Origin of the sequence: Bradyrhizobium jicamae, assembly GCF_018130215.1 — a bacterium.
Lineage (GTDB): Bacteria > Pseudomonadota > Alphaproteobacteria > Rhizobiales > Xanthobacteraceae > Bradyrhizobium > Bradyrhizobium jicamae_A.
Window position 1 is genome coordinate 499,992 of record NZ_JAFCKQ010000002.1, and the last position, 19,968, is coordinate 519,959.

Sequence of the window (19,968 nt, forward strand, 5' to 3'; positions counted from 1 at the left end):
CGTGCTATTTACCGAACGGTTGTCCGGATTATTATAAAATGACTCGAAGCGACGTCGATGGAATGGCCAGCGAGGGAGGCGGAGCGATGAACATGATGACCGGTGTCTCGCCATGGGAGCGCCTGATCCGGCCTGACCGGGTACACGGCTCGCTCTACACCGATCCCGCCATCTTCGAGGCGGAGCTCGCGAACATCTGGTACCGCACCTGGGTCTATGTCGGGCACGAGAGCGAGGTGCCCAACGCCAACGACTATGTCGTCAAGTCGATCGGCCCGCAGTCCATCATCATGACGCGCGACGAGCAGGGCAAGGTCAACCTCCTGCTCAACCGCTGCTCGCATCGCGGCAACCAGGTCTGCTCCTATGAGCGCGGCAATGCGCGCTCCTTCACCTGTCCGTTCCACTCCTGGACCTTCGCCAATGACGGCCGCCTTGTCGGTTATGCCTTCCCCGACGGCTATGAGGGGCAGGACAAGTCCCAGCTCGCGCTCGGCCGCGTGACGCGCGTCGCCACCTATCGCGGCTTCGTGTTTGGCTCGTTCGCCGCCGACGGGCCGACGCTCGAGGAGCATCTCGGCGGCGCCGCCGAGACCATCGACCGACTGGTGCGCACCTCGCCCGAGGGCGAGGTCGAGATCACCGCGGGCTTCCTCAAGCATCGCGTCAAGGCAAACTGGAAATTCATCCTGGAGAACGAGTGCGACGGCTATCACCCGGCCTTCGTGCACACCTCGATCTTTGGCGTCGCCGACAGCATGATCGGCAAGCTCTATGGCGGTGCCTCGACCGCGCTGACCCGCTGTTATGGCAACGGCCATACCGAGATCGACCTGCGGCCGGAGTTCCGCAAGCGCGGCGCACCCTTGAGCTGGTTCGGCACCAGCGAGGAACGGCTGCCGGACTATGCGGCGCGGATGAAGGCGGCTTACGGCGACACAGCGGCGCGCGAGATCATGATCGACGGCACGCCGCATGTGATGATCTTCCCGAACCTGTTCATCGCCGAGATCCAGATGTTCGTGATCCAGCCGCTCGGCGTCGACGACAGCGTGCAGCACGTCACCGCCCTGCAGTTCAAGGGCGCGCCCGATCTGAACCGCCGGCTGCGCCAGCAGACGATGGGCTCGGTCGGTCCGGCCGGCTTCCTGCTCGCGGATGATTCCGAGATGTACGAGCGCTGCCATCGCGGCGTGCTGGCCCGCAATCCGGAATGGATATTCCTTGGCCGCGGCGAGAAGCGCGAGCGGCGGGACGAACTCGGATACACGGTTGGCCACGTCACCGACGAGGTGCCGTCGCGCGGCATCTGGACCCACTATCGCAAGCTGATGGAGCCGGCCTGATGCTGTCGCCCGAGAGCAGCGCTGCGCTGATGAGCACGGTCACCGCCTTCCTCTATCGCGAAGCGCGGCTGCAGGACGAGCATCAGTACGAGGCCTGGGAGAGGCTCTGGACCGACGACGGCGTCTACTGGGTGCCTGCAAACGGCGCCGATATCGATCCCGAGCGGCAGATGTCGATCATCTACGACAACCGCTCGCGGATCGCGCTGCGCGTCCGCCAGCTGATGACCGGCAAGCACTTCACCCAGACGCCGCAGTCGAACCTGCGCCGCCTCGTCTCCAACATCGAGTTGATGGACGAGCAGCCGGGTGGCGACATCGCGGTCGCCAGCAACAGCCTGATTTTCGAGTCGAGCCTGCGCGACGATACGCTTTGGGCGGCGCGCAACGAATACCGCCTGCGCCGTGTCGATGGCGAGTTGCGGATGGCCTACAAGAAGGTCGTCCTCGTCAACAACGACAAGGCGATCTACACGATGTCATTCCTGGTCTAGGGAGCGATCACCATGATCGACAAGGGCCCCGTTCTGCTCGACATCACCGACGGCATCGCGCGGCTGCGGCTGAACCGGCCCGATGCGGCGAACGGCATGAGCGTCGAACTCTTGAGCGCGCTGTGCGACGCCATCATGGCCTGCCACGGGCGGTCGGACCTGCGCGTGGTTCTGCTGAGCGGCGAGGGAACCAATTTCTGCGCCGGCGGCGATGTCAGGGCCTTTGCATCCAAAGGCGACAAGCTGCCGGACTATATCAGGCAGGCGACCGCGTATCTTCAGAACGCGGTGACGGGCCTGTTGCGGCTCGAGGCGCCCGTGATCGCCTCGGTGCAGGGTTTCGCGGCAGGTGGCGGCGGCTTCGGCCTCGTCTGTGCGTCCGACATCGTCATCGCGGCGGAGTCCGCAAAATTCCTCGCCGGCGCGACGCGGGTGGCGATGGCGCCGGATGCCGGCGTCTCGGTCACGCTGTCGCGGCTGGTCGGCCTGCGGCGGGCGATGTCGATCCTCCTGACCAATCCCGTGATATCGGCTGCGGAGGCGCTGCAAATCGGCATCGTCACCAGGGTCGTGCCTGATGCCGAGCTCGTCGACGCATCGCTGAACCTGGCGCGGGAGCTTGCGGCCGGTGCGCCGAAGGCGCTGGCCGCGACCAAGCGGCTGGTGTGGGCCGGCACCGGCACCAGCATCGAGCAGTGCCTGTCGGAGGAGGCGCGCACGGTCGCAGAACTCTCCGGCATGGCCGACGCCCGCGAAGGGCTTGCCGCGGTCATCGAGCGGCGCAAGCCGAACTTCAGGGGACGCTGAGACATGGCCGGTGCCCTGCCATTCGGGCGTCTCGACGGCCGCCGCGCGTTCGTCTCCGGCGGCGCGCGCGGCATTGGCGCCGCGATCGCGCGCGGCTTTGCTGGCGCAGGCGCGAGGGTCGTGCTTGCCGATCTCGACGTCGCGGCGGCGTCGGCGCTTGCGCATGAGATTAACGCCGTCGCTGCGGGCCTCGACGTCAGCGACGTGACGGCGGTGCAGGCGGTGATGACCCGGGATGGTCCGTTCGACATCGTGGTCAACAACGCCGGGATCGATCAGCATGCCTTCTTCACCGACACGACGTCGGAGGATTGGGCGCGGCTGATCGCGGTCAATCTGACCTCGGTGCTTGCCTGCACCCAGGCGGCGCTGCCGGCGATGCAGGCAGCCCGTTTCGGGCGCGTCATCAACATCACATCGGAAGCGGCGCGGCTCGGTTCCAGGGGTGGCGCGGTCTACTCAGCGGCCAAGGGCGGCGTAATCGCCTTTACAAAAAGCATCGCGCGCGAGAACGCGCGTTACTGCATCACGGCGAACGCAATTGCGCCCGGGCCGATCCGGACGCCGATGCTCGAGCAGGCCGTCGCCGCCGGCGGCGACAGGATCTTGCAGGCGATGACGGGCGCGACACTGCTGGGCCGGCTCGGCGAACCGGAGGAGATTGCCGCCGCCGCGCTGTTCCTGGCGTCCGATCAGGCGGCCTATATCACTGGCGAGACGCTCGGCGTCTCCGGCGGCATGGGGATCGGCGGCTGAGATGGGCAACCCAGCCGACGATATCGCCGCGATGCCGGTCGAGCGCGCCATCGAGCGCCTGCGTGCGATCTATCGCGGCTGGACACGCGATACGACGGTGGCGCAGATGCGCAGAGATTGGGACGCGGCCTTTGCCGGCTGCTTGGCGCCGGTATCGTGCCGCCATGTCTCGGCCGGCGGCGTCGATGGCGAGTGGATCGAGCCGGCGGACACGCCGCGCGACAAGGCCATCCTCTATTTCCATGGCGGCGGCTTTCGGATTGGCTCGGTCGAATCGCATCGAGACCTGATCGCCAGGATCGCCGTGGCGTCAGGTTGCCGCGTGCTCGCGATCAATTACCGACTGGCGCCCGAGCATCGCTTCCCGGCGGCGCTGGATGACGCACTGACCGCCTATCGGCACTTGCGTGATCAGGGCCTGCGGCCGGCCGACATTGCATTTGCGGGCGACTCCGCCGGCGGCAATCTCGTGCTGGGCACCATGCTGGCTGCGCGCGACCGCGGCGTGCCGTTGCCGGCAGCGGGCGCACTGATGTCGCCCTGGACCGATCTGGCTGCGACCGGCGCAAGCTATGAGACCAGGGCCGCAGCCGACCCGGTCCACCAGCGCGGGATGATCCTGGCGCTTGCGAAGACCTATCTCGGCAGGGATGGCGACCCGCGCGACCCGCTGGCCTCGCCGCTCTATGCCGATCTCGACGGCCTGCCGCCGCTGTTGGTGCAGGCGGGCGACCGCGAAACCGTGCGCGACGATGCGACCGGCCTCGCGGCAAAGGCGAAGGCCGCCGGCGTCGAGGTCGAGCTGCAGATATGGAACGGCATGATCCACGTGTTCCAGATGTTCCCGCAGATTCCGCAAGCTGCGGAAGCTCTCGCGTCACTGGCGGATTTCCTGCGCAAGCATCTTCACATCGGTCATCGGAAGGCGTCACAATGAACGTCATGACATCGGACCCGCGCCAGCTCGTTGAAGCCGAATTCCAGTTCTCGGAGCAGCCAGGCTTGCCCGAGGAGCTGCGCATGCTGCGCGAGCAGGTTCGCCGCTTCGTCGAGAAGGAAGTGGTGCCGCACGCGGAAGCCTGGGAGCGCGAGGGCAAGATCCCGCGCGAGATCTTTCGCCGCATGGGCGCGCTGGGTTTCCTTGGCATGCGCCACGAGGCCGAATATGGCGGCACCGAGATGGGCCCGCTGGCCTCGATGGTGTTCGCCGAAGAACTCGGCCGCTCGAGCTTCGGCGGCTTCACCTCGTCGACCCTGGTGCACTCCGACATGTCGGCGGTGCACATCACGCTGCGCGGCACGCCGGAGCAGAAGCGCAAATACCTGCCGGCGATCATCCGCGGCGAGACGATCTGCTCGATCGCGGTGACCGAGCCGGATGCGGGCTCCGATGTCGCCGGCCTGAAGACACGCGCGGTCCGCGACGGCGACAGCTGGGTGATCAACGGCGCAAAAATGTTCATCACCAACGCCGTCTATGGTGACATCCTGATTGTCGCGGCTCGGACCGATCCGCATGCCAAGGGAAGCCGCGGCATCTCGCTGTTCATCGTCGAGCGCAGGACGCCGGGCGTTACGGCGACCAAGCTCGACAAGCATGGGTGGCTCTGCTCGGACACCGCCGAAATCGCCTTCCAGGACGTTCGGGTGCCGCTGGAGAACCTGCTCGGCGAGGAGAACAAGGGTTTTTATGGCATCATGGAGACCTTCCAGAACGAGCGCATCGTGATCGGCGGCATCTGTGCCGGCGAATCTGCCAAGGCGATCGAACTGACGACGAATTACGTGAAGACGCGGCAGGCGTTCGGCGGTCCACTCTGGAACCAGCAGGCGGTGCGGCTGAAACTCGCCCAGCTTGCGGCGAAGGCAGCCGCGGCGCGGCAGCTGGCCTATCATGCCGCCGAGCTTGCGCAAGCCGGGCAGGAATGCCTGCGCGAGGTTTCGATGGTCAAGGCGCTGTCACCGGAGGTGCTGCACGACGTCGTGCATGGCTGCCTGCAACTGCATGGCGGCTCGGGCTTCATGCGCGGCACGCCGATCGAGCGCATGGTGCGCGATGCCCGTGTGCTGACCATCGGCGGCGGCGCCACCGAGGTGATGCTGGAAGAGGTCGCCAAGCGGATGTGAGACGCTGGCTCGGACTTGCAATCCGCCCTTTGCCGGCTATCTGAGCCTGGCAAGGGCAGGAGACGGCAATGGCATGCAGTCGAGTGAGGCCGGCACGCGTTGACGAGGCCGACGAGCTTACGCAAATCGCGGTACGGGCGACGACGCGCGATGGATACGACGACGGAGCGATCTCCCGGTTCATGCCGGCGCTCAAGGTCAACCTTGCCTTGATCGCGGCCGGATTGGTCTTTGTCGCCGAGGACGAACTGGGCGCTGCACGAGGTTACATGGCCTTGAGACCGACCGGGATGGGCGGCCTCATTCTCCTCGAGGGCATTTTCGTCGATCCAGCCTGTGCGCGAAGCGGCTTTGGCACACGGTTGTTCGCGACCGCCATTGAGCATTCGAGACGGATGGCGGGAAGTGTCATCATGATCTTTTCGAACCCGCACGCAGTGGATTTCTACAGCCGCCTCGGTGCCACCAAGATCGGCATGACGCCGTTCGTATTTTCTCCCGACGTCCAGCTCTCCATGTTCGCGTTCACGATCCCTGCTCCCTGAACGGGCCGGCGCGAGAGCGGGCTTTCGCAGGCCCCCTGCTTGCCTTAGTGTGATCTGATCTTCCCCTGGATCAGAGATCATGAGTCGCTTCTGGAGCCCGGTCGTCCATACGCTTTCGCCCTACGTGCCGGGTGAGCAGCCCAAGCAGGGCGGCGTCATCAAGCTCAATACCAACGAGAACCCCTATGGGCCGTCGCCGCGTGCGCTGGCGGCAATCACGGCGGCGACCGAGCGGCTGCGGCTGTACCCGGATCCGCACGCCACCCGTCTGCGCGAGGCGATCGCGGCGCGCTACGATGTCGCGCCCGAGGAGGTCTTCGTCGGCAACGGCTCGGACGAGGTGCTGGCCCACACATTCCAGGCCCTCCTGAAGCATGATGCGCCGCTGCTGTTTCCCGACATCACCTACAGCTTCTACCCGGTCTATAGCGGCCTCTATGGCGTCAATTACCAGACGGTGCCGCTCGATCCGGAGATGCGGGTGCAGATCGCCGACTATCGGCGGCCATGCAGCGCGATCCTGCTGCCCAATCCGAACGCGCCGACCGGCATCGCGCTTCCCCGCACGGCGATCGAGGCGCTGCTGGCCGAGCATCCCGATCAGCTCGTTGTGCTCGACGAGGCCTATGTCGATTTCGGCGCCGAGACTGCGGTGCCGCTGGTGAAACGGCACGACAATCTGCTGGTGGTCCAGACGTTCTCCAAGGCGCGGTCCCTGGCGGGGCTGAGGGTCGGGTTTGCCATCGGGCAGCGGCCGCTGATCGATGCGCTGGAGCGGGTGAAGGACAGCTTCAACTCCTATCCGCTCGACAGCCTCGCCATCGCCGGCGCGGTCGCCGCGATCGAGGACGACGCCTGGTTTCAGGAGACGCGCCGCCGCATCATGGCGACCCGCGAGACGCTGGTCCGCGATCTCACCACGCTCGGCTTCGAGGTCCTGCCGTCCGCCGCGAATTTCGTCTTCGCACGCCATCCGGGCCGCGGCGGCGCACATCTTGCCGGCGGGCTTCGCGAGCGGGGCGTGCTGGTACGGCATTTCAGCAAGCCGCGGATCGCGGATTTCCTGCGCATCACCATCGGCACCGACGAGGAGTGTGGCCGACTGATCGCGCTGCTTCGCGAGCTGGTCTGATTACGCCGGGCTCATCGGCCGGCCTTGACCGACGGTTTTCGCCGTCACGCCCGGCTTGAGCCGCCAGTCTGCGCCGAAATCCGCGAGCGGGTGGAAGAACAGCGGCTTGGTGGTCTCGATGCGGCGTATCCGCTCGGCGTAGTCGTCGAGATAGCGCTGCCGTGTTGCTTCGTCGACGAAGTTGACCGACCAGGACACGAAGGGCGGCAGCACCTTGCAGCCGGCATAGGCGAGCATGCCGTTCTGGATCGGCCACAGGATCACGTCCAGCGCTCCGACCAGACCGTCGGGCGCGCACATGCCGGGATAGGCCGCAGTCGAGGTGACGACCATGGCGTGGCGCCCATCGAGGCCGCCGGTGTCGTAGCGGCGCCCGCTGCCATAGATGGCGCCATTGACGAAGACGCGATCGATCCAGCCCTTCATGATGGCGGGAACGGAGAACCACCATAACGGAAACTGGAGGATCAGGAGATCGCACCAGAGCAGCTTCTCGATCTCGGCGACAATGTCGGAGCTGAGCGAGCGGCGCTGGAAGTTGTGCTTCTGCTCGCGATCATATTGCAGCCGGTCGGGAAACCGGCGCTCGGCGAAATCGTCCGCGGTCGCGACCGGATTGAAGCGCATCGCGTAGAGATCGGAGATCCTGACCGCGTGCCCGTGCGCGGTCAGCTCTGCGACAGACCGCGCCAGGAGGGCGCTGTTGAACGACTGTGCTTCCTGGTGAGCATAGACGATCAGGACCTTCATGACGCCCTCAATTCACCGGCTTGAAGCTCAAGGTCGCCGTATCGGCCTGCATGATCTGGAGCTTCTGGTTCGAGAAGCGCACGCCGGGGCCGAAGCTGATCGGCGCCATCACGCCGGTCGCGACATCCTTGGTCTTCTCCAGCTCCGCGATGGTGCAGGCCCAGCTCGGCTCCTTGCCGCAGCGCTCGATCGCCGCGATCAGCACCTTCGCCGCGGCATAGCCGGTCATGGTGTAGCGGTTGATGCCCTTGAACTCGGCCTCCGACACCAATGGCTTTGCCTTGTCGAGGAACGCCTTGCCAGCGGCGCCGGCGAACGGTTCGACATAGTCGACCGCATAGATGCCGTCGCCCGCCGGGCCCATCAGCTTGAGCACCGGCTCGATGCGGCCGGGCCAGAAGATGCCGGTCACCGGCTTGACGCCGAGTTTTTCCAGCTCCTTCATCATCGCGATGTTCTCGGCGATGATGCCGCCGGCCAGAAATACCTCGGCGCCGGATTCCTTGAGCTGCAGCATGTCGGACGAGAAGTCCTGCTGGCCCTTCTTGTAATTGCCGCTGTAGACGACGTTCAGCTTCTTCGCTTTCACGACAGAGTCGAAGCCGTCGCGCACGGTGACGCCGTAATCGTCGTCCTGGGTGATGAGGCCCCATTTCTTGCCGGGATTCTTGTCGGCCAGATAGTTGACGAGGTGGATGATGCCCTCCTCGTAGGACTGCCCGATCACGAACACGTTCTTGCGCGGCGGCTCCCACAGGAACTTGACCGGCGCGACGTCGATCACGGTCGGGATGCCGGCCTTCTCCAGCACGGGCATGACCGCGATCGACTGGCCGGAGCCTGATATGCCGAGCATGGCAAAGACCTTGTCGACATCGATCACCTTCTTGACACCCTGTATGGTGCGCGCGGTGACGTAGCCGTCGTCTTCCAGCACATATTTGATCTTGCGGCCGTTGATGCCGCCGGCGGCGTTGGCTTCGGCGATGGCGATCTTGTGACCGATCGAGGCGGCGACGCCGAGCAGCGCGGGCGGTCCGGTCAGCGGCTCGACATCGCCAATCAGGATCTCGGTGTCGGTGATGCCGGGGTCGGCGGCGCGCGCCGGACGGGCGGCAAGACAGGCCGCAAGGCAGGCGGTCGAAAGCAGCAGCGCCGCGAACGCCGGATGTCTGATCATCGTATCCTCCTCATGATGTGCTTGTTCCTGTCAGTAGCGCAGCGGCCAGTGCACCCAGGTCCGCCTGATGTCGTGCCACGCGCCGACCAGGCCGCGCGGCTGGAAGCGCAGGAACAGGATGATGACGAGGCCGTAGAGCATGCTCTTGAGTTCCTGTGCACCGGTGGTGAAGAGAGCGTCCATCTGCGCGCTGAACAGTCCGAGGATGATCCGCGTCGCCTCGGGCAGCAGCCCGATCAGGATGGTGCCGAGCACGGCGCCGAGCGCCGAGCCGAGCCCGCCGACGATCAGGATCGCCAGCGCCTCGATCGAAAGCAGGAACGGGAACCCCTCGACGCTGACGAAGGACAGATAGAGGCCGTACAACGCGCCGGCGATGCCGGTGATGAAGGCCGACGTGACGAAGGCGAGCAGCTTGTAGGCGTGCAGGTTGATGCCCATCACGCGGGCGGCGGTGTCGTTGTCCCTGATCGCCACAAAGGCGCGGCCGACGCGGCTGCGGCGGATATTGAGGGTGGCGAACAGCGTCAGCGTTGCGATTGCCAGACAGAGATAGGTGAACGCGGCGTCGCCGTCGAAGCTGACGCCGAACATCTGTGGCCGCTGCACGGAGATGCCGCGCGCGCCGTTGGTGAGCCAGCGCATCTCCAGGATCGCGGTGTTGATGATGAAGGAGAAGGCCAGCGTGGTGATGGCAAGATAGAGGCCCTTGAGCCGCAGCGACGGCGCGCCGACGACCAGGCTGGCAGCCGCCGGCACCACGCCGGCGCCGAGCAGGCCGATCAGCGGATGCATCTGGTATTTGGCGACCAGGACCGCATAGGCGTAGGCGCCCGTGACGAGGAAGCCGACATGGCCGAGCGAGATCAGTCCGGTGTAGCCGGTCAGGATGTTGAGGCCGAGCGCGCCGGTCGCCGTGATCAGGATGACGGTCAGGAGCGACAGCGCGTAGGAGTTCAGCACATGCGGTGCCGCGATCAGCGCCAGCACCAGCACCGCCGACCACAGCCAGACCGGTGGAGAATCGACCAGCGCGACGAGTTCGCCATAGGTCTGCTTGTAATCGCCGGTGCGCATCAGACCCTCTCGATGTCGCGTTCGCCGAAGATGCCGAACGGGCGGACCATCAGGACCACGATGATCATCGCGAAGCCCGCGACCTCCTTCGTGCCGGAGCCGATATAGCCGCCGGCGAGGTTCTCGGTGATGCCGATCAGGAGCCCGCCGAGGCCGGAGCCGAGCACGGCATCGAGGCCGCCGAGGATCGTGGCCGGAAACGCCTTCAGACCGAGCTGGAACATTGCCGGCGACAGGTCGTAGGACAGCGCGAAGAACACCCCGCCGATGCCTGAAATCACCGAGGAGGCGGCCCACGCCAGCGCATGGACCTTCTTGGCGCTGATGCCCATCAGGAGCGCGGTGCGGTCGTCGGCCGCCACCGCGCGCATCGCGACGCCAATCTTGCTGTAGCGGAAGAACGCCCAGATCGCCGCGAGCAGCAGAAGCAGCGTCACGATGACCGCGATCTGGCCGGTGCGCACGCCGATGCCGCCGAGATGCGCAATGCCGCGGCCCATGCCGACATCGAGGCCGTGCGGATAGGCGTCCCAGATGAAGTTGATCGCCGAGCGCAGGATCACCGCGAGCCCGATCGTCACCATCACGGTGGCGAACACGGGTTCGCCCAGCATCGGCCGCATCACGACGCGCTCGATGACGAGGCCGAGCACGACAGCAGCGAGGATCGCGCCGATCGCGACCACGAACACGTTGCCGCTGACGGTCGTCGAGATCGTCCAGGCGACATAGGCCGTGATCATGGTCATTTCGCCCTGCGCGAAATTGACCAGGCCCGTCGACTTGTAGATCACGGCGAAGCCCATCGCGATCAGGCCGTAGATCGCGCCGATCGCAAGGCCGGAGATCAGGAGTTGCAGCAGATACTGCATGTCAGCCCTCCGCCGGGTAGATGATGGCGAGCTCGCGCGCGAACTTCTTCTCGATCATGGCGCGTCGCACCTTCTGCGTGGCCGTCAATTCGCCGTCGTCGTGGTCGAGCTCCTTCTCGAGGATCGCGAAACGCCTGATGTTCTCGACCCGGGCGAACCGCTTGTTGGTGTCGTTGACGATACGCTCGACCAGCTCACGAACCTCGGGAAGCTGCGACAATGACTTGTAGTTGGTGTAGGCCAGCGCGCGGTCGCGGGCCCAGCGGCCGACATTGTCGTAGTCGACCTGGACGATGGCGCCGAGATACTTCCTGGCCTCCCCGACCACGATGGCTTCCTTGATGAATTCGGAGTCCTTCAGCGCGTTCTCGATCTCGGACGGCGCGATGTTCTTGCCGCCGGCGGTGATGATGATCGCCTTCTTGCGGTCGACCACGGCGATCTCGCCATTGTCCAGCACCTCCACGATGTCGCCGGTTCGCAGCCATCCGTCAGGCTCGAGCGAGGCGGTCGAGGCCTTCTCGTCGAGGAAGTAGCCCTTGAAGATTCCGGGATTGCGCAGCAGGATCTCGCCGTCGGCGTCGCACTTCCACTCGGTCTGCGGCAGCGGCACGCCGCAGCCGCCGAGCCGGTGATGGCTCCCGGTCTGGATGAAGGCGACGCCGCCGCTTTCGGTGAGGCCGTAGCCCTGCGACACGGGCCGGCCGATGATGTCGAAGAAGCGCAGCGTTTCCGGCGAGATCGACGCGCCCGCGCACAGCCGGTGGCGGCTGCGGGCGAAGCCGAGATGGCGCTGCAGATTGCGGAACATCAGGAGATAGAGCAGGGCGTAGGCGGCATGATCGAGCAGCCCGTCTCTGCCGACCTGCCGGCGGTCGGACAGCGTGCGGCCCCAGGCGAGGCAGGCTCGTGTGAAGCGCTGCCGCAGCCTGCCGCTTTCGCCGAGCCGGAACAGAAAGCCCTGTTGCAGCTTCTCGTAGATGCGGGGCACGCCGACGAAGAAGGTCGGCGCGATCTCGCGGATGTTGATCGCTACCGTGTCGATCGATTCGGCAAAGGAGACGGTGCCGCCGAGCACGAGATGCGTCACGGTGCCGTAGCAGCGTTCGGCGACGTGACACAGCGGCAGATAGCTCACCGCCTCGAAGGGCGTGTCGGTGATGCCTACGGTTTTCGCATATGTGTAGGCCGCGTAGACCAGGTTGCGGTGGGTCAGCATCGCGCCCTTCGGCGGGCCCGTCGTGCCTGACGTGTAGACGAGGATGCATACGTCGTCGGGTGCGCCCTGCGAGATCAGGCGGTCCAGCGTGGCGTTGGCCTCGGGCTTCTCCTGCGCATACGACCCGCCGCGCGCGCAGAGCGCCTCGAACGACATCAGCTCGGACCGGCGGTAGTGGCGCAGGCCCTTCATGTCGATGCAGACGATGGCGTCCAGGTCGGGCAGACCGCCATTGCCCGCCATCGCCTCCAGCACCTTGTCGGTCTGCTCCTGGTCGCCGGTGACGACGATGCGGGCACCGGAATGCCTGACGATGTATTGCAGCTCGACCCAGGGATTGGTGGGATAGATGCCGACCGCGACGGCGCCGATCATCTGGACGCCGAGATCGGCATAGAACCATTCCGGCGTGTTCTCGCCGGCAATCGCAACGCGATCGCCGGGCTTGATGCCGAGCGACAGCAGGCCGAGCGCGACGGCGCGTGCCGTCTCGTAGTAATGCCGCCAGGAACAGGGATTCCAGATGCCGTAATCCTTGTCACGCAGCGCCAGCGCCTCGCCGTGCATCGCGGCGCGCTGCCGCAGCAATTGCGGGATGGTGATGGCGGCGTCCTGCAGCGCCGAGCGGAACGAAGCGCTATCGGTCGGCGCCACGCTGCGCGCGGCGTTCGCCTGCAGCGGCGGGTGGGCGGTGCGCAGGCTGTCCAGCGTCGACATCAGGCGTCTGCCCCGGTCGTTGTCCGGGCGGTTGTCGCGGCGCGATTGCCGCCGAGATAGGCCTCGGCGACAGCGGGATCGCGCCGGATATCGTCGGGCGTGCCCTCGGCGATCTTGCGGCCGAAATTGAGCACATGGACGCGGTCGGAGATGTCCATCACGATGCGCATCTCGTGCTCGATCATCAGGACGGTGATGCCGAGTTCGTCGCGGATGTCGAGCACGAAGCGCGCGATGTCCTCGGTCTCCTCCTGGTTCATCCCGGAAACCATCTCGTCGAGCAGCAGCAGTTTAGGCTCGCAGGCGAGCGCCCGGGCGAGCTCGACGCGCTTCTGCTGGCCGTAGGACAGCGTGCCGACGACGGCGTCCCGGATGTGCTCGATCTCGAGGAATTCGATGATGTGCTCGACCCGCTGCCGCGCCGAGATTTCCTCGCGGCGGGTGCGGCCGAACCACAGCACGGCATCGAGCACGGTCGAGCGCAGATGGGTGTGGCGGCCGGTCAGGATGTTCTCGACCACGGTGCCGTGCTTGAACAGGGCCAGGTTCTGGAAGGTGCGACCGATGCCGGCGGCGGCGAACCGCCACGGCGGGATGGTGGCGAGATCGATGCCGTCGAAGCCGATGCTGCCGCTGCTGGGCCGCAGCACGCCCGAGATCATGTTGAACAGCGTGGTCTTGCCGGCGCCGTTCGGGCCGATCACGCTGCAGATCTCGCCCGGCGCGACTTGCAGGCTGACGTCGGCGACGGCCTGCAGGCCGCCGAAGCGCTTTGACAGGTTCTCGATCGCGAGCAGCGCGGTCACGACAGCCACCGCTTGCGGCGCTTGTAGTGCTTGACGTCGCGCAGGCTCTTGCGGCCCGACGCGGAGATGCCGAGGTAGAATTCCTGGACATCCTCGTTGGCGACGAGCTTTTTCGACGGACCGTCGAGCACGACGCGGCCGGTCTCGAGGATGTAGCCGTAGTCGGCGATGTCGAGCGCGCGCTGGGCATTCTGCTCGACCAGCAGCACCGTCATCTTCAATTCGTCGCGCAGGCGGACGATCACCTCGTAGATGCGGTCGATGATCAGCGGCGCGAGGCCGAGCGACGGCTCGTCAAGCGCGAGCAAGGCGGGATCGGTCATCAGCGCGCGACCGATCGCGAGCATCTGCTGCTCGCCGCCGGACATGTAGCCGGCGATCTGGTCGCGTCGCTCGTGGAGCCGCGGAAACAGCGCGAACACCCTGTCGCGGCGCTCGCGTGCCTCGGCATTGGTCCTGGTGTAGCCGCCCATTTGCAGGTTTTCGTCGATGGTCAGCGCCGCGAACACGCGGCGGCCCTCCGGCACCTGCACGATGCCGCGGCGGACCAGCTCGTCGGGACCGAGATGATGCACGTCCTCGCCACGGAATCGGACGCTGCCGTTCTCGATCACGCCCTCTTCGGTGTAGAGGATGCCCGACATCGCCTTCAGCAGCGTCGACTTGCCGGCGCCGTTGGAGCCGAGCAGGGCGACGATGCCGCCGTCGGGCACCGCGATCGAGACGTCGCGGATCGCCTCGATCGCATTGTCGTAGAGGATGCGGATGTTGCGGAATTCGAGCAGACAATCCCGTTCGGGAACGGCCTGCGGCGTGGCCGCCGCATGCGTCGATGTCGGCAGCGTCGTCGGCACCGCGCTCAGACCCGGCCGGCCTGCGGCACGCGAGGGCGCGCCGCGAGGATCGCATCGGTGACGATCTTCGCGGTCTCGGCGCAGGCCTGCGTGCCGCCATTGCCATACTGCTTCACCGCATCGCCGACGCACCACAGGCCCGCGATGCCGGTCTCCCGCGGCAGGTCGTAGCCGGCGCAGCTGCGTTGCGCCGGCCAGTCATCGCGCATCACCCGGATCGAGAGGATCCTGGCCTGATCGAAATTGGCGAACTGGTCGCGGAGATCGGCAAGCGCGAGTTCGACCTCGGTATCCTCGTCGAAATCGCCGAGCGCGGGGACGGGCACGGCGTAGGCGACATAGAGATGCCAGCCCGATGGCGCCAGTTCCGGGCAGGTCGCGGAGAGATTCGCCATGTTGCAGAGCCGGCGCGTCTTGCCGAAGGTGACGATGCCTGGATGGCCGATCAGCGGCTCGCGGCTCGCGATATTGATGACGATGTTGGCGGCCGGGCGAAGCACGTCCTTCACTTTTGCGATGTAATCCGCGGGGAAGGCGGCTTCACCTGCGAGCGCGACGGTGGCTTTCGGCCCGGCATTGCTGATCACGAGACCGGTGTCGATCCGCAGCTGTTTCCCGTCCCTTGCGACGGTGACGCCTTCGACGCGGCCATCAGTGGTGTGGATCGCCGTCGCCGGCGTTCCGAGCCAGATGTCACCGTTGCGCCGGATTGCCGAGCCGAGGCTGTTCCAGACGCCGATCGTGCCTTGCGGACAGAAGCCGAACTTCTTGAAGGCGCCCTTGCTGGTGAAATAGGTGAGGAACGCGCGCGCCGGCAGCTCGGCGGCGTTGCAGGCGAAGATCGCGGCGCAAAGATTGCGGAAGATCGCGTGCACGGTGGCGTTGCCGGTGTAGCCCTTCAGCCAGTCCTCGGTCGATTGCCGCCCGTCGGGCAGATTCCCGGAGCGGGCGTCGGCGAATTTCTCCAGGATCCGCGATGCCTGTTTCGTCAGCTGGCCGAGCAGCAGCGACCAGCCGCCGCGGCCGACGTCGATCAGCTTGCCGTCGATGAAGAACGAGCTCGCAGGCTCCGGTGCGCGGATGTCGAGCGGTGCGCCGACGGTGTGGAAGGTTTCCTCGAACACGCCGCCGAACTCGATCGCGATCGCGCCGATATTGACCTTGAAGCCGTCGATCTCCTCGGTCGAGGCGCGGCCGCCGAGCCGATCCTTGTCGTCGACGACCAGCGTGTGCAGGCCACCATGGGCAAGGCGCGCGGCGGCACACAGCCCGCCTGCGCCGGCTCCGATCACGACAGCATCGACCTTCAGAGCTTCCACGAACAGCCTCCCTCGTTGCCGCCGGTTGGCCCCGGCGTGCGCGCGATCTGCTTGCTTGACGGCGGGCACGATAATATAATCCGACCGGTCGTTCAAATTATTTTTTGACGCAGAGGGCCGCCGCGGAGCAGGAGCGAGTTCTGGTGGATGGCGTGCAGACGAGGGCAGTCGCAGGCGCGGCGGTAGTATAGAGAGACAGGGTCGCCCGGTGGCGGCGCCCGGTTTGGAAGAGAGACGGCGATGGCGCGGACGCGCTCGGAGAACTACGACGACATTGCGCGGGGCATCCTCGCCACCGCCTGCGGATTGTTCGCCCGGCAAGGCTATATGCGCGCGTCGATCGCGGACCTTGCCGATGCCTGCAAGCTGTCACGCGGCGCGCTGTATCACTATTTCGACTCCAAGGAAGCGATCCTGTTCGCGATTCTCGATGCGCATATCCGCGAGATGATCGCGGATGTCGAGGCCGCGATGGCCGGCAAGGCGAGCACGCTGGAGCAGTTTCGTGCCGCGATCCAGGCCGTCGTCGAGCTCAACGCGCGCTCCAGCGATGAGCAGCGTGTGATCCTGAACGACCTGTCATTCCTCGGCGAGGCCGAGCAGGACGCCATCAAGGCGCTGGAACGCCAATTGGTGGACATGATCTCTGACCTGCTGATCCGGCTCGACAAGGAAGGCAAGATCGTCAAGCGTACCAAGAAGATCTACAGCATGATGCTGTTCGGCATCCTGAATTTCAGCCACACCTGGTACGACCCGAAGGGCGGGATCGATCCCAGGGAATTCGCCGACATGGTGGTGGACCTGTTCCTGTACGGCTTCACCATGCCGCTGCCTGCGAAGGATGCGGCCAAGCCTCAGCGCCAGCGCGCCTGAGCTGCACCCACGCTCGTCACCTCGTCTGCACATCATCGTGAAGGCTGCGATCGCCTCCCGTGCGTAACGCGGCGCGGCGCCTTGCGTATGAGCTGTCATGTGCGCCGCCGCACGCGGTGGCCGGGATCAAACGCAGCATGGAACAAACCTCCACATGAACCAGTCTTTCAACGTCGCCGAAATCGGTGATGGGTCCTATCGTCTGCTTGCGCTTCTGCGCTGGGTGATGGTCGTCATCTTCGTCTCGTTCGGCATGCAGAAGTTTACGCCGCAGTCTGCGCAGGGCATCGTCCAATTCATCAGCAACAGCCCGTTCGTCTCGTGGCTGTCAGTGTTCGGCGTGAGGGGAGAGGCCTATGTCCTCGGGGTGGTCGAGCTTTGTATCGCTGCGCTGCTCGCGGCCGGTGCGTTCAGCCCGATCCTGTCGGCGATCGGCTCGTTGATGGGGGTCGTTACCTTCGCGATCACATGGTCGTTCTTCTTCACGACGCCGGGTGTCGTGAGGTGGAGCCTGTCGACGGATCCGATGGCCTGGAATCTGACCGGCGAATTCATCTTCAAGGACATCGTCCTGCTCTGCGTCTGCGTGGTGCTGTTCATGGCATCGTTACCGCGCTCGGTGGTTCCGTTGCGCATTGAATAGATTGCCGTATCCTGATACCTCGTCCGCTCGGCTATCTGGACCCATCGATTGCGGAACCCGCGGGCAGGCGTCGGTCACTCGAATCCAATTCGCGGCCGCAACCGTTGATTGACGATTTATTGCTAATCAAACACCTCCCTCGGCTGGGAGTTGAACGTGACCGCCCTTGAAATGTCGGCGACCGGTTCAGCGTCATTGGCGCTGCGGCATCGGATCCTGCCTGTCCTGTTCTTCTTCTCCGGAGTTCCCGCGCTCATCTATCAGCTGACCTGGCAGCGGAGCCTGTTTCGCATCTTTGGCGTCAACACGGAATCCGTGACCATCGTCGTGACAGCCTTCATGCTCGGGCTCGGTCTCGGCAGCCTCGCCGGTGGATGGATCACGCGGCGAGGAGCCGTGCGGCCGCTGCTGCTGCTCGGCGTGATCGAGATGCTGACCGCAATCTTCGGGCTCGCGTCGCTTGCGATCTTCGAGCAGGTCGGTGACCTCGCGCTGGACTGGCCGCTGCCGGCGATCGCCGCGGTCAATCTGCTGCTGGTCCTGATCCCGACGCTGCTGATGGGAGCGACGCTGCCGATCCTGGTCTCGCACCTGGTGCGGACGTCGGGCCAGGTCGCCCGTTCGGTCGGGCTGCTCTACTACGTCAACACACTGGGTGCGTCCGCGGCCTGCCTGCTCTCCGCCTTCGTCATCTTTCCCTATTTCGGGATGCAGGCCGCGGTGCGCATCGCCGCCGCGATCAATATCGCGGTCGCACTTGGTGCATTCATGGCCTGGTATCGTCGCCTGGAAGCGGACGAGACCCGCGTTTCGCCGGCCCGCGTGCGCACGGCGCAACCGATCCTGTCGATTCCGCTCGTGATGCTGCTCGCTGCCATCGGCGGGTTTGTCTCGCTGTCCTCCGAGATATTCCTGTTTCGCGTTGCGTCGTTTGCTTCCGGATCGAGCTCGATGGCATTCGCCGTCGTGTTGTGCGGCTTTCTGGCGGGCATCGCCGGAGGCGCATACAATGCGAGCCGCCTTTGCGCGACGCTGTCTCCCGCAGACGCGATCCACGAGGCGGCCAAGGGCCTGATCTGGGCCAATGTGTTCGGCGCTGCCTTCCTTCCGCTCGTCACCCAGGGCGCCGGGACGGGGTTCGGCCTGATCCTGATCATGCTGGCCGGCATCTACCTGATCGGGCGGCAATGGGGCGCGCTGCTGCCTTTCCTGTCGCATTTCGGCGTCGCCGCGGATGGCCGCGCCGGCATGCAGACTGCGCTGCTCTACAGCGCGAACATCGCCGGATGTGCCACAGGCGCCGTCCTCACCGGCTTTGTGCTGGCCAATCATCTCGATTCGCAGCAGATGAGCATGCTGTTGCTCGCGATCGGAACGATGTGTTCCCTTATCCTGATTTACAGGTCCAGCACCGTGGCTGGTGCGCGGGGGAAGGCGGTCGCGATCGCCGTTGCGGTTTTCGGCGCCGGAACGGTCATCGCGCCGCCCCTTTCCCGGAACCTGTTCGAGAACCTTCAGGCTCATGCGAGATCCGACCACCCGTTCGCGCGCGTGGTCGAGAACCGCAGCGGCGTCATCACGGTCGATACCGACGGCACCGTGTTCGGCAACGGCATGTATGACGGGCGCTTCAACACCAGCCTGAAATCCGATCGCAACGGCATCATACGCCCGTTTGCGCTCAGCCTGTTTCATCCCGCGCCGCGCGAGGTGCTGATGATCGGGCTGGCAACGGGCTCCTGGGCGCAAGTCATCGCCAACAACCCGTTTGTCGAACGGCTCACCATCGTCGAAATCAATCCGGGTTACACCCGGCTGATCGCGGAGCAGCCCGAGGTGCAATCGGTGCTGCACAATCCGAAGGTCACGATCATCGAGGACGACGGACGGCGCTGGTTGAACCGGCATCCCGGACGCACGTTCGATGCGGTCGTTTCCAACACGACGTGGAATTTCCGCGCCAACACGACGAACCTGCTTTCGACCGAGTTTCTCCAGCTTGTCGGCCGGCACCTCAATCCTGGCGGCATCATGTTCTACAACGCGACCTTTTCGCGACGGGTCGAGAAGACCGGCTGCACCGCGTTTCCCTACGGCGCGCGATTCACGAACCACGTGGTCGCGTCGAACGCCCCGATCGACTGGAACTATGAACGGTGGCGGAAGGTCCTGGAAAGCTACACGATCGACGGCAAGCCCGAGTTCAATTTGACCGACCGCGCCGATCGCGAATTTCTCGACGCGCTGATGCAGGAATATCGCCTCGATGGCAGCATGATCGAGCAGTGTCCCACCCTGCTGTCGCGAACCACGGACAAGGCCCTCGTCACCGACGACAATATGGGGACCGAGTGGCGCTACTATCTGAACCTTGAGTAGCAGTGTCCGGACGGGGTCTCCGGAGAGCGCCGCGGGATCTGCAGCGCGCGCAATCGTGAATTCGAGCAT

19 protein-coding genes are annotated in these 19,968 nt (G+C 65.4%); 11 read left to right on the forward strand and 8 right to left on the reverse strand.

The window, feature by feature from the left end; translation table 11 throughout:
- The first annotated feature begins 86 nt into the window (after positions 1-86).
- From JQ586_RS05310 to hisC, 8 genes are all read left to right on the forward strand, one after another.
- Positions 87-1,346 (forward strand): Rieske 2Fe-2S domain-containing protein, encoded by a 1,260-nt coding sequence (locus JQ586_RS05310; RefSeq protein ID WP_212393429.1) that lies wholly within the window; start codon positions 87-89, stop codon positions 1,344-1,346.
- Positions 1,346-1,840, forward strand: a complete 495-nt coding sequence (locus tag JQ586_RS05315) for an aromatic-ring-hydroxylating dioxygenase subunit beta (protein ID WP_212393430.1) — start codon at positions 1,346-1,348, stop codon at positions 1,838-1,840. The genes JQ586_RS05310 and JQ586_RS05315 overlap by 1 nt, the downstream gene beginning before the upstream one ends.
- Before the next feature lie 12 nt (positions 1,841-1,852).
- Complete coding sequence (locus JQ586_RS05320) at positions 1,853-2,647, forward strand: enoyl-CoA hydratase/isomerase family protein (RefSeq protein ID WP_212393431.1); 795 nt, start codon at positions 1,853-1,855, stop codon at positions 2,645-2,647.
- Positions 2,648-2,650: 3 nt separating this feature from the next.
- Positions 2,651-3,403 (forward strand): SDR family NAD(P)-dependent oxidoreductase, encoded by a 753-nt coding sequence (locus JQ586_RS05325; RefSeq protein WP_212393432.1) that lies wholly within the window; start codon positions 2,651-2,653, stop codon positions 3,401-3,403.
- Between the two features lies 1 nt (position 3,404).
- Positions 3,405-4,340, forward strand: coding sequence for an alpha/beta hydrolase (locus tag JQ586_RS05330; RefSeq protein WP_212393433.1), 936 nt, complete (start codon positions 3,405-3,407; stop codon positions 4,338-4,340).
- Positions 4,337-5,530: an acyl-CoA dehydrogenase family protein gene (locus tag JQ586_RS05335; RefSeq protein WP_212393434.1), complete on the forward strand. Its 1,194-nt coding sequence runs from the start codon at positions 4,337-4,339 to the stop codon at positions 5,528-5,530. Before JQ586_RS05330 ends, JQ586_RS05335 begins: the two co-directional genes overlap by 4 nt.
- A gap of 182 nt (positions 5,531-5,712) precedes the next feature.
- Complete coding sequence (locus JQ586_RS05340) at positions 5,713-6,075, forward strand: GNAT family N-acetyltransferase (protein WP_212393435.1); 363 nt, start codon at positions 5,713-5,715, stop codon at positions 6,073-6,075.
- A gap of 79 nt (positions 6,076-6,154) precedes the next feature.
- The gene (gene hisC, locus JQ586_RS05345) at positions 6,155-7,207 is read left to right on the forward strand and encodes a histidinol-phosphate transaminase (protein WP_212393436.1); all 1,053 of its coding nucleotides are present in this window, start codon (positions 6,155-6,157) and stop codon (positions 7,205-7,207) included.
- Here the strand turns inward: hisC and JQ586_RS05350 are convergent, their stop codons facing one another.
- The 8 genes from JQ586_RS05350 to JQ586_RS05385 are packed head-to-tail and all read right to left on the reverse strand — an operon-like array spanning position 7,208 to position 16,001.
- Positions 7,208-7,957 carry an NAD(P)H-dependent oxidoreductase gene (locus JQ586_RS05350; protein ID WP_212393437.1) on the reverse strand — a complete coding sequence of 250 codons (750 nt, stop codon included), beginning with the start codon at positions 7,955-7,957 and terminating at the stop codon, positions 7,208-7,210. It lies immediately after the preceding gene.
- 7 nt (positions 7,958-7,964) lie between these two features.
- Positions 7,965-9,137, reverse strand: a complete 1,173-nt coding sequence (locus tag JQ586_RS05355) for an ABC transporter substrate-binding protein (protein ID WP_212393438.1) — start codon at positions 9,135-9,137, stop codon at positions 7,965-7,967.
- 30 nt (positions 9,138-9,167) lie between these two features.
- Entirely contained in the window at positions 9,168-10,214 is a 1,047-nt protein-coding gene (locus JQ586_RS05360) for a branched-chain amino acid ABC transporter permease (protein WP_212393439.1), read from the reverse strand.
- Positions 10,214-11,086, reverse strand: a complete 873-nt coding sequence (locus tag JQ586_RS05365) for a branched-chain amino acid ABC transporter permease (RefSeq protein ID WP_212393440.1) — start codon at positions 11,084-11,086, stop codon at positions 10,214-10,216. Before JQ586_RS05365 ends, JQ586_RS05360 begins: the two co-directional genes overlap by 1 nt.
- A gap of 1 nt (position 11,087) precedes the next feature.
- The gene (locus tag JQ586_RS05370; protein ID WP_212393441.1) at positions 11,088-13,022 is read right to left on the reverse strand and encodes a long-chain fatty acid--CoA ligase; all 1,935 of its coding nucleotides are present in this window, start codon (positions 13,020-13,022) and stop codon (positions 11,088-11,090) included.
- Positions 13,022-13,828: an ABC transporter ATP-binding protein gene (locus tag JQ586_RS05375; RefSeq protein WP_212393442.1), complete on the reverse strand. Its 807-nt coding sequence runs from the start codon at positions 13,826-13,828 to the stop codon at positions 13,022-13,024. Before JQ586_RS05375 ends, JQ586_RS05370 begins: the two co-directional genes overlap by 1 nt.
- On the reverse strand, positions 13,825-14,682 hold the full coding sequence (locus JQ586_RS05380; RefSeq protein ID WP_212393443.1) for an ABC transporter ATP-binding protein: 858 nt from the start codon (positions 14,680-14,682) through the stop codon (positions 13,825-13,827). Before JQ586_RS05380 ends, JQ586_RS05375 begins: the two co-directional genes overlap by 4 nt.
- A 5-nt stretch (positions 14,683-14,687) precedes the next feature.
- On the reverse strand, positions 14,688-16,001 hold the full coding sequence (locus tag JQ586_RS05385) for an FAD-dependent oxidoreductase (RefSeq protein WP_312016931.1): 1,314 nt from the start codon (positions 15,999-16,001) through the stop codon (positions 14,688-14,690).
- Between the two features lie 240 nt (positions 16,002-16,241).
- Here JQ586_RS05385 and JQ586_RS05390 point away from each other — a divergent pair, with 240 nt between their 5' ends.
- From JQ586_RS05390 to JQ586_RS05400, 3 genes are all read left to right on the forward strand, one after another.
- A complete protein-coding gene (locus tag JQ586_RS05390; protein WP_212393444.1) occupies positions 16,242-16,877 on the forward strand; it encodes a TetR/AcrR family transcriptional regulator in 636 nt (211 codons plus the stop codon).
- Positions 16,878-17,031: 154 nt separating this feature from the next.
- Positions 17,032-17,520, forward strand: coding sequence for a YkgB family protein (locus JQ586_RS05395; RefSeq protein ID WP_212393445.1), 489 nt, complete (start codon positions 17,032-17,034; stop codon positions 17,518-17,520).
- A gap of 156 nt (positions 17,521-17,676) precedes the next feature.
- Positions 17,677-19,899, forward strand: coding sequence for a fused MFS/spermidine synthase (locus tag JQ586_RS05400; protein ID WP_212393446.1), 2,223 nt, complete (start codon positions 17,677-17,679; stop codon positions 19,897-19,899).
- Positions 19,900-19,968: the final 69 nt, after the last annotated feature.

Excerpts from the sequence above, each read along its gene's own strand:
- JQ586_RS05310 (WP_212393429.1), top strand. The coding sequence starts at position 87 with ATGAACATGATGACCGGTGTCTCGCCATGGGAGCGCCTGATCCGGCCT.
- JQ586_RS05315 (WP_212393430.1), top strand. The coding sequence starts at position 1,346 with ATGCTGTCGCCCGAGAGCAGCGCTGCGCTGATGAGCACGGTCACCGCC.
- JQ586_RS05320 (WP_212393431.1), top strand. The coding sequence starts at position 1,853 with ATGATCGACAAGGGCCCCGTTCTGCTCGACATCACCGACGGCATCGCG.
- JQ586_RS05325 (WP_212393432.1), top strand. The coding sequence starts at position 2,651 with ATGGCCGGTGCCCTGCCATTCGGGCGTCTCGACGGCCGCCGCGCGTTC.
- JQ586_RS05330 (WP_212393433.1), top strand. The coding sequence starts at position 3,405 with ATGGGCAACCCAGCCGACGATATCGCCGCGATGCCGGTCGAGCGCGCC.
- JQ586_RS05335 (WP_212393434.1), top strand. The coding sequence starts at position 4,337 with ATGAACGTCATGACATCGGACCCGCGCCAGCTCGTTGAAGCCGAATTC.
- JQ586_RS05340 (WP_212393435.1), top strand. The coding sequence starts at position 5,713 with ATGCCGGCGCTCAAGGTCAACCTTGCCTTGATCGCGGCCGGATTGGTC.
- hisC (WP_212393436.1), top strand. The coding sequence starts at position 6,155 with ATGAGTCGCTTCTGGAGCCCGGTCGTCCATACGCTTTCGCCCTACGTG.
- JQ586_RS05350 (WP_212393437.1), bottom strand. The coding sequence starts at position 7,957 with ATGAAGGTCCTGATCGTCTATGCTCACCAGGAAGCACAGTCGTTCAAC.
- JQ586_RS05355 (WP_212393438.1), bottom strand. The coding sequence starts at position 9,137 with ATGATCAGACATCCGGCGTTCGCGGCGCTGCTGCTTTCGACCGCCTGC.
- JQ586_RS05360 (WP_212393439.1), bottom strand. The coding sequence starts at position 10,214 with ATGCGCACCGGCGATTACAAGCAGACCTATGGCGAACTCGTCGCGCTG.
- JQ586_RS05365 (WP_212393440.1), bottom strand. The coding sequence starts at position 11,086 with ATGCAGTATCTGCTGCAACTCCTGATCTCCGGCCTTGCGATCGGCGCG.
- JQ586_RS05370 (WP_212393441.1), bottom strand. The coding sequence starts at position 13,022 with ATGTCGACGCTGGACAGCCTGCGCACCGCCCACCCGCCGCTGCAGGCG.
- JQ586_RS05390 (WP_212393444.1), top strand. The coding sequence starts at position 16,242 with ATGGCGCGGACGCGCTCGGAGAACTACGACGACATTGCGCGGGGCATC.
- JQ586_RS05395 (WP_212393445.1), top strand. The coding sequence starts at position 17,032 with ATGAACCAGTCTTTCAACGTCGCCGAAATCGGTGATGGGTCCTATCGT.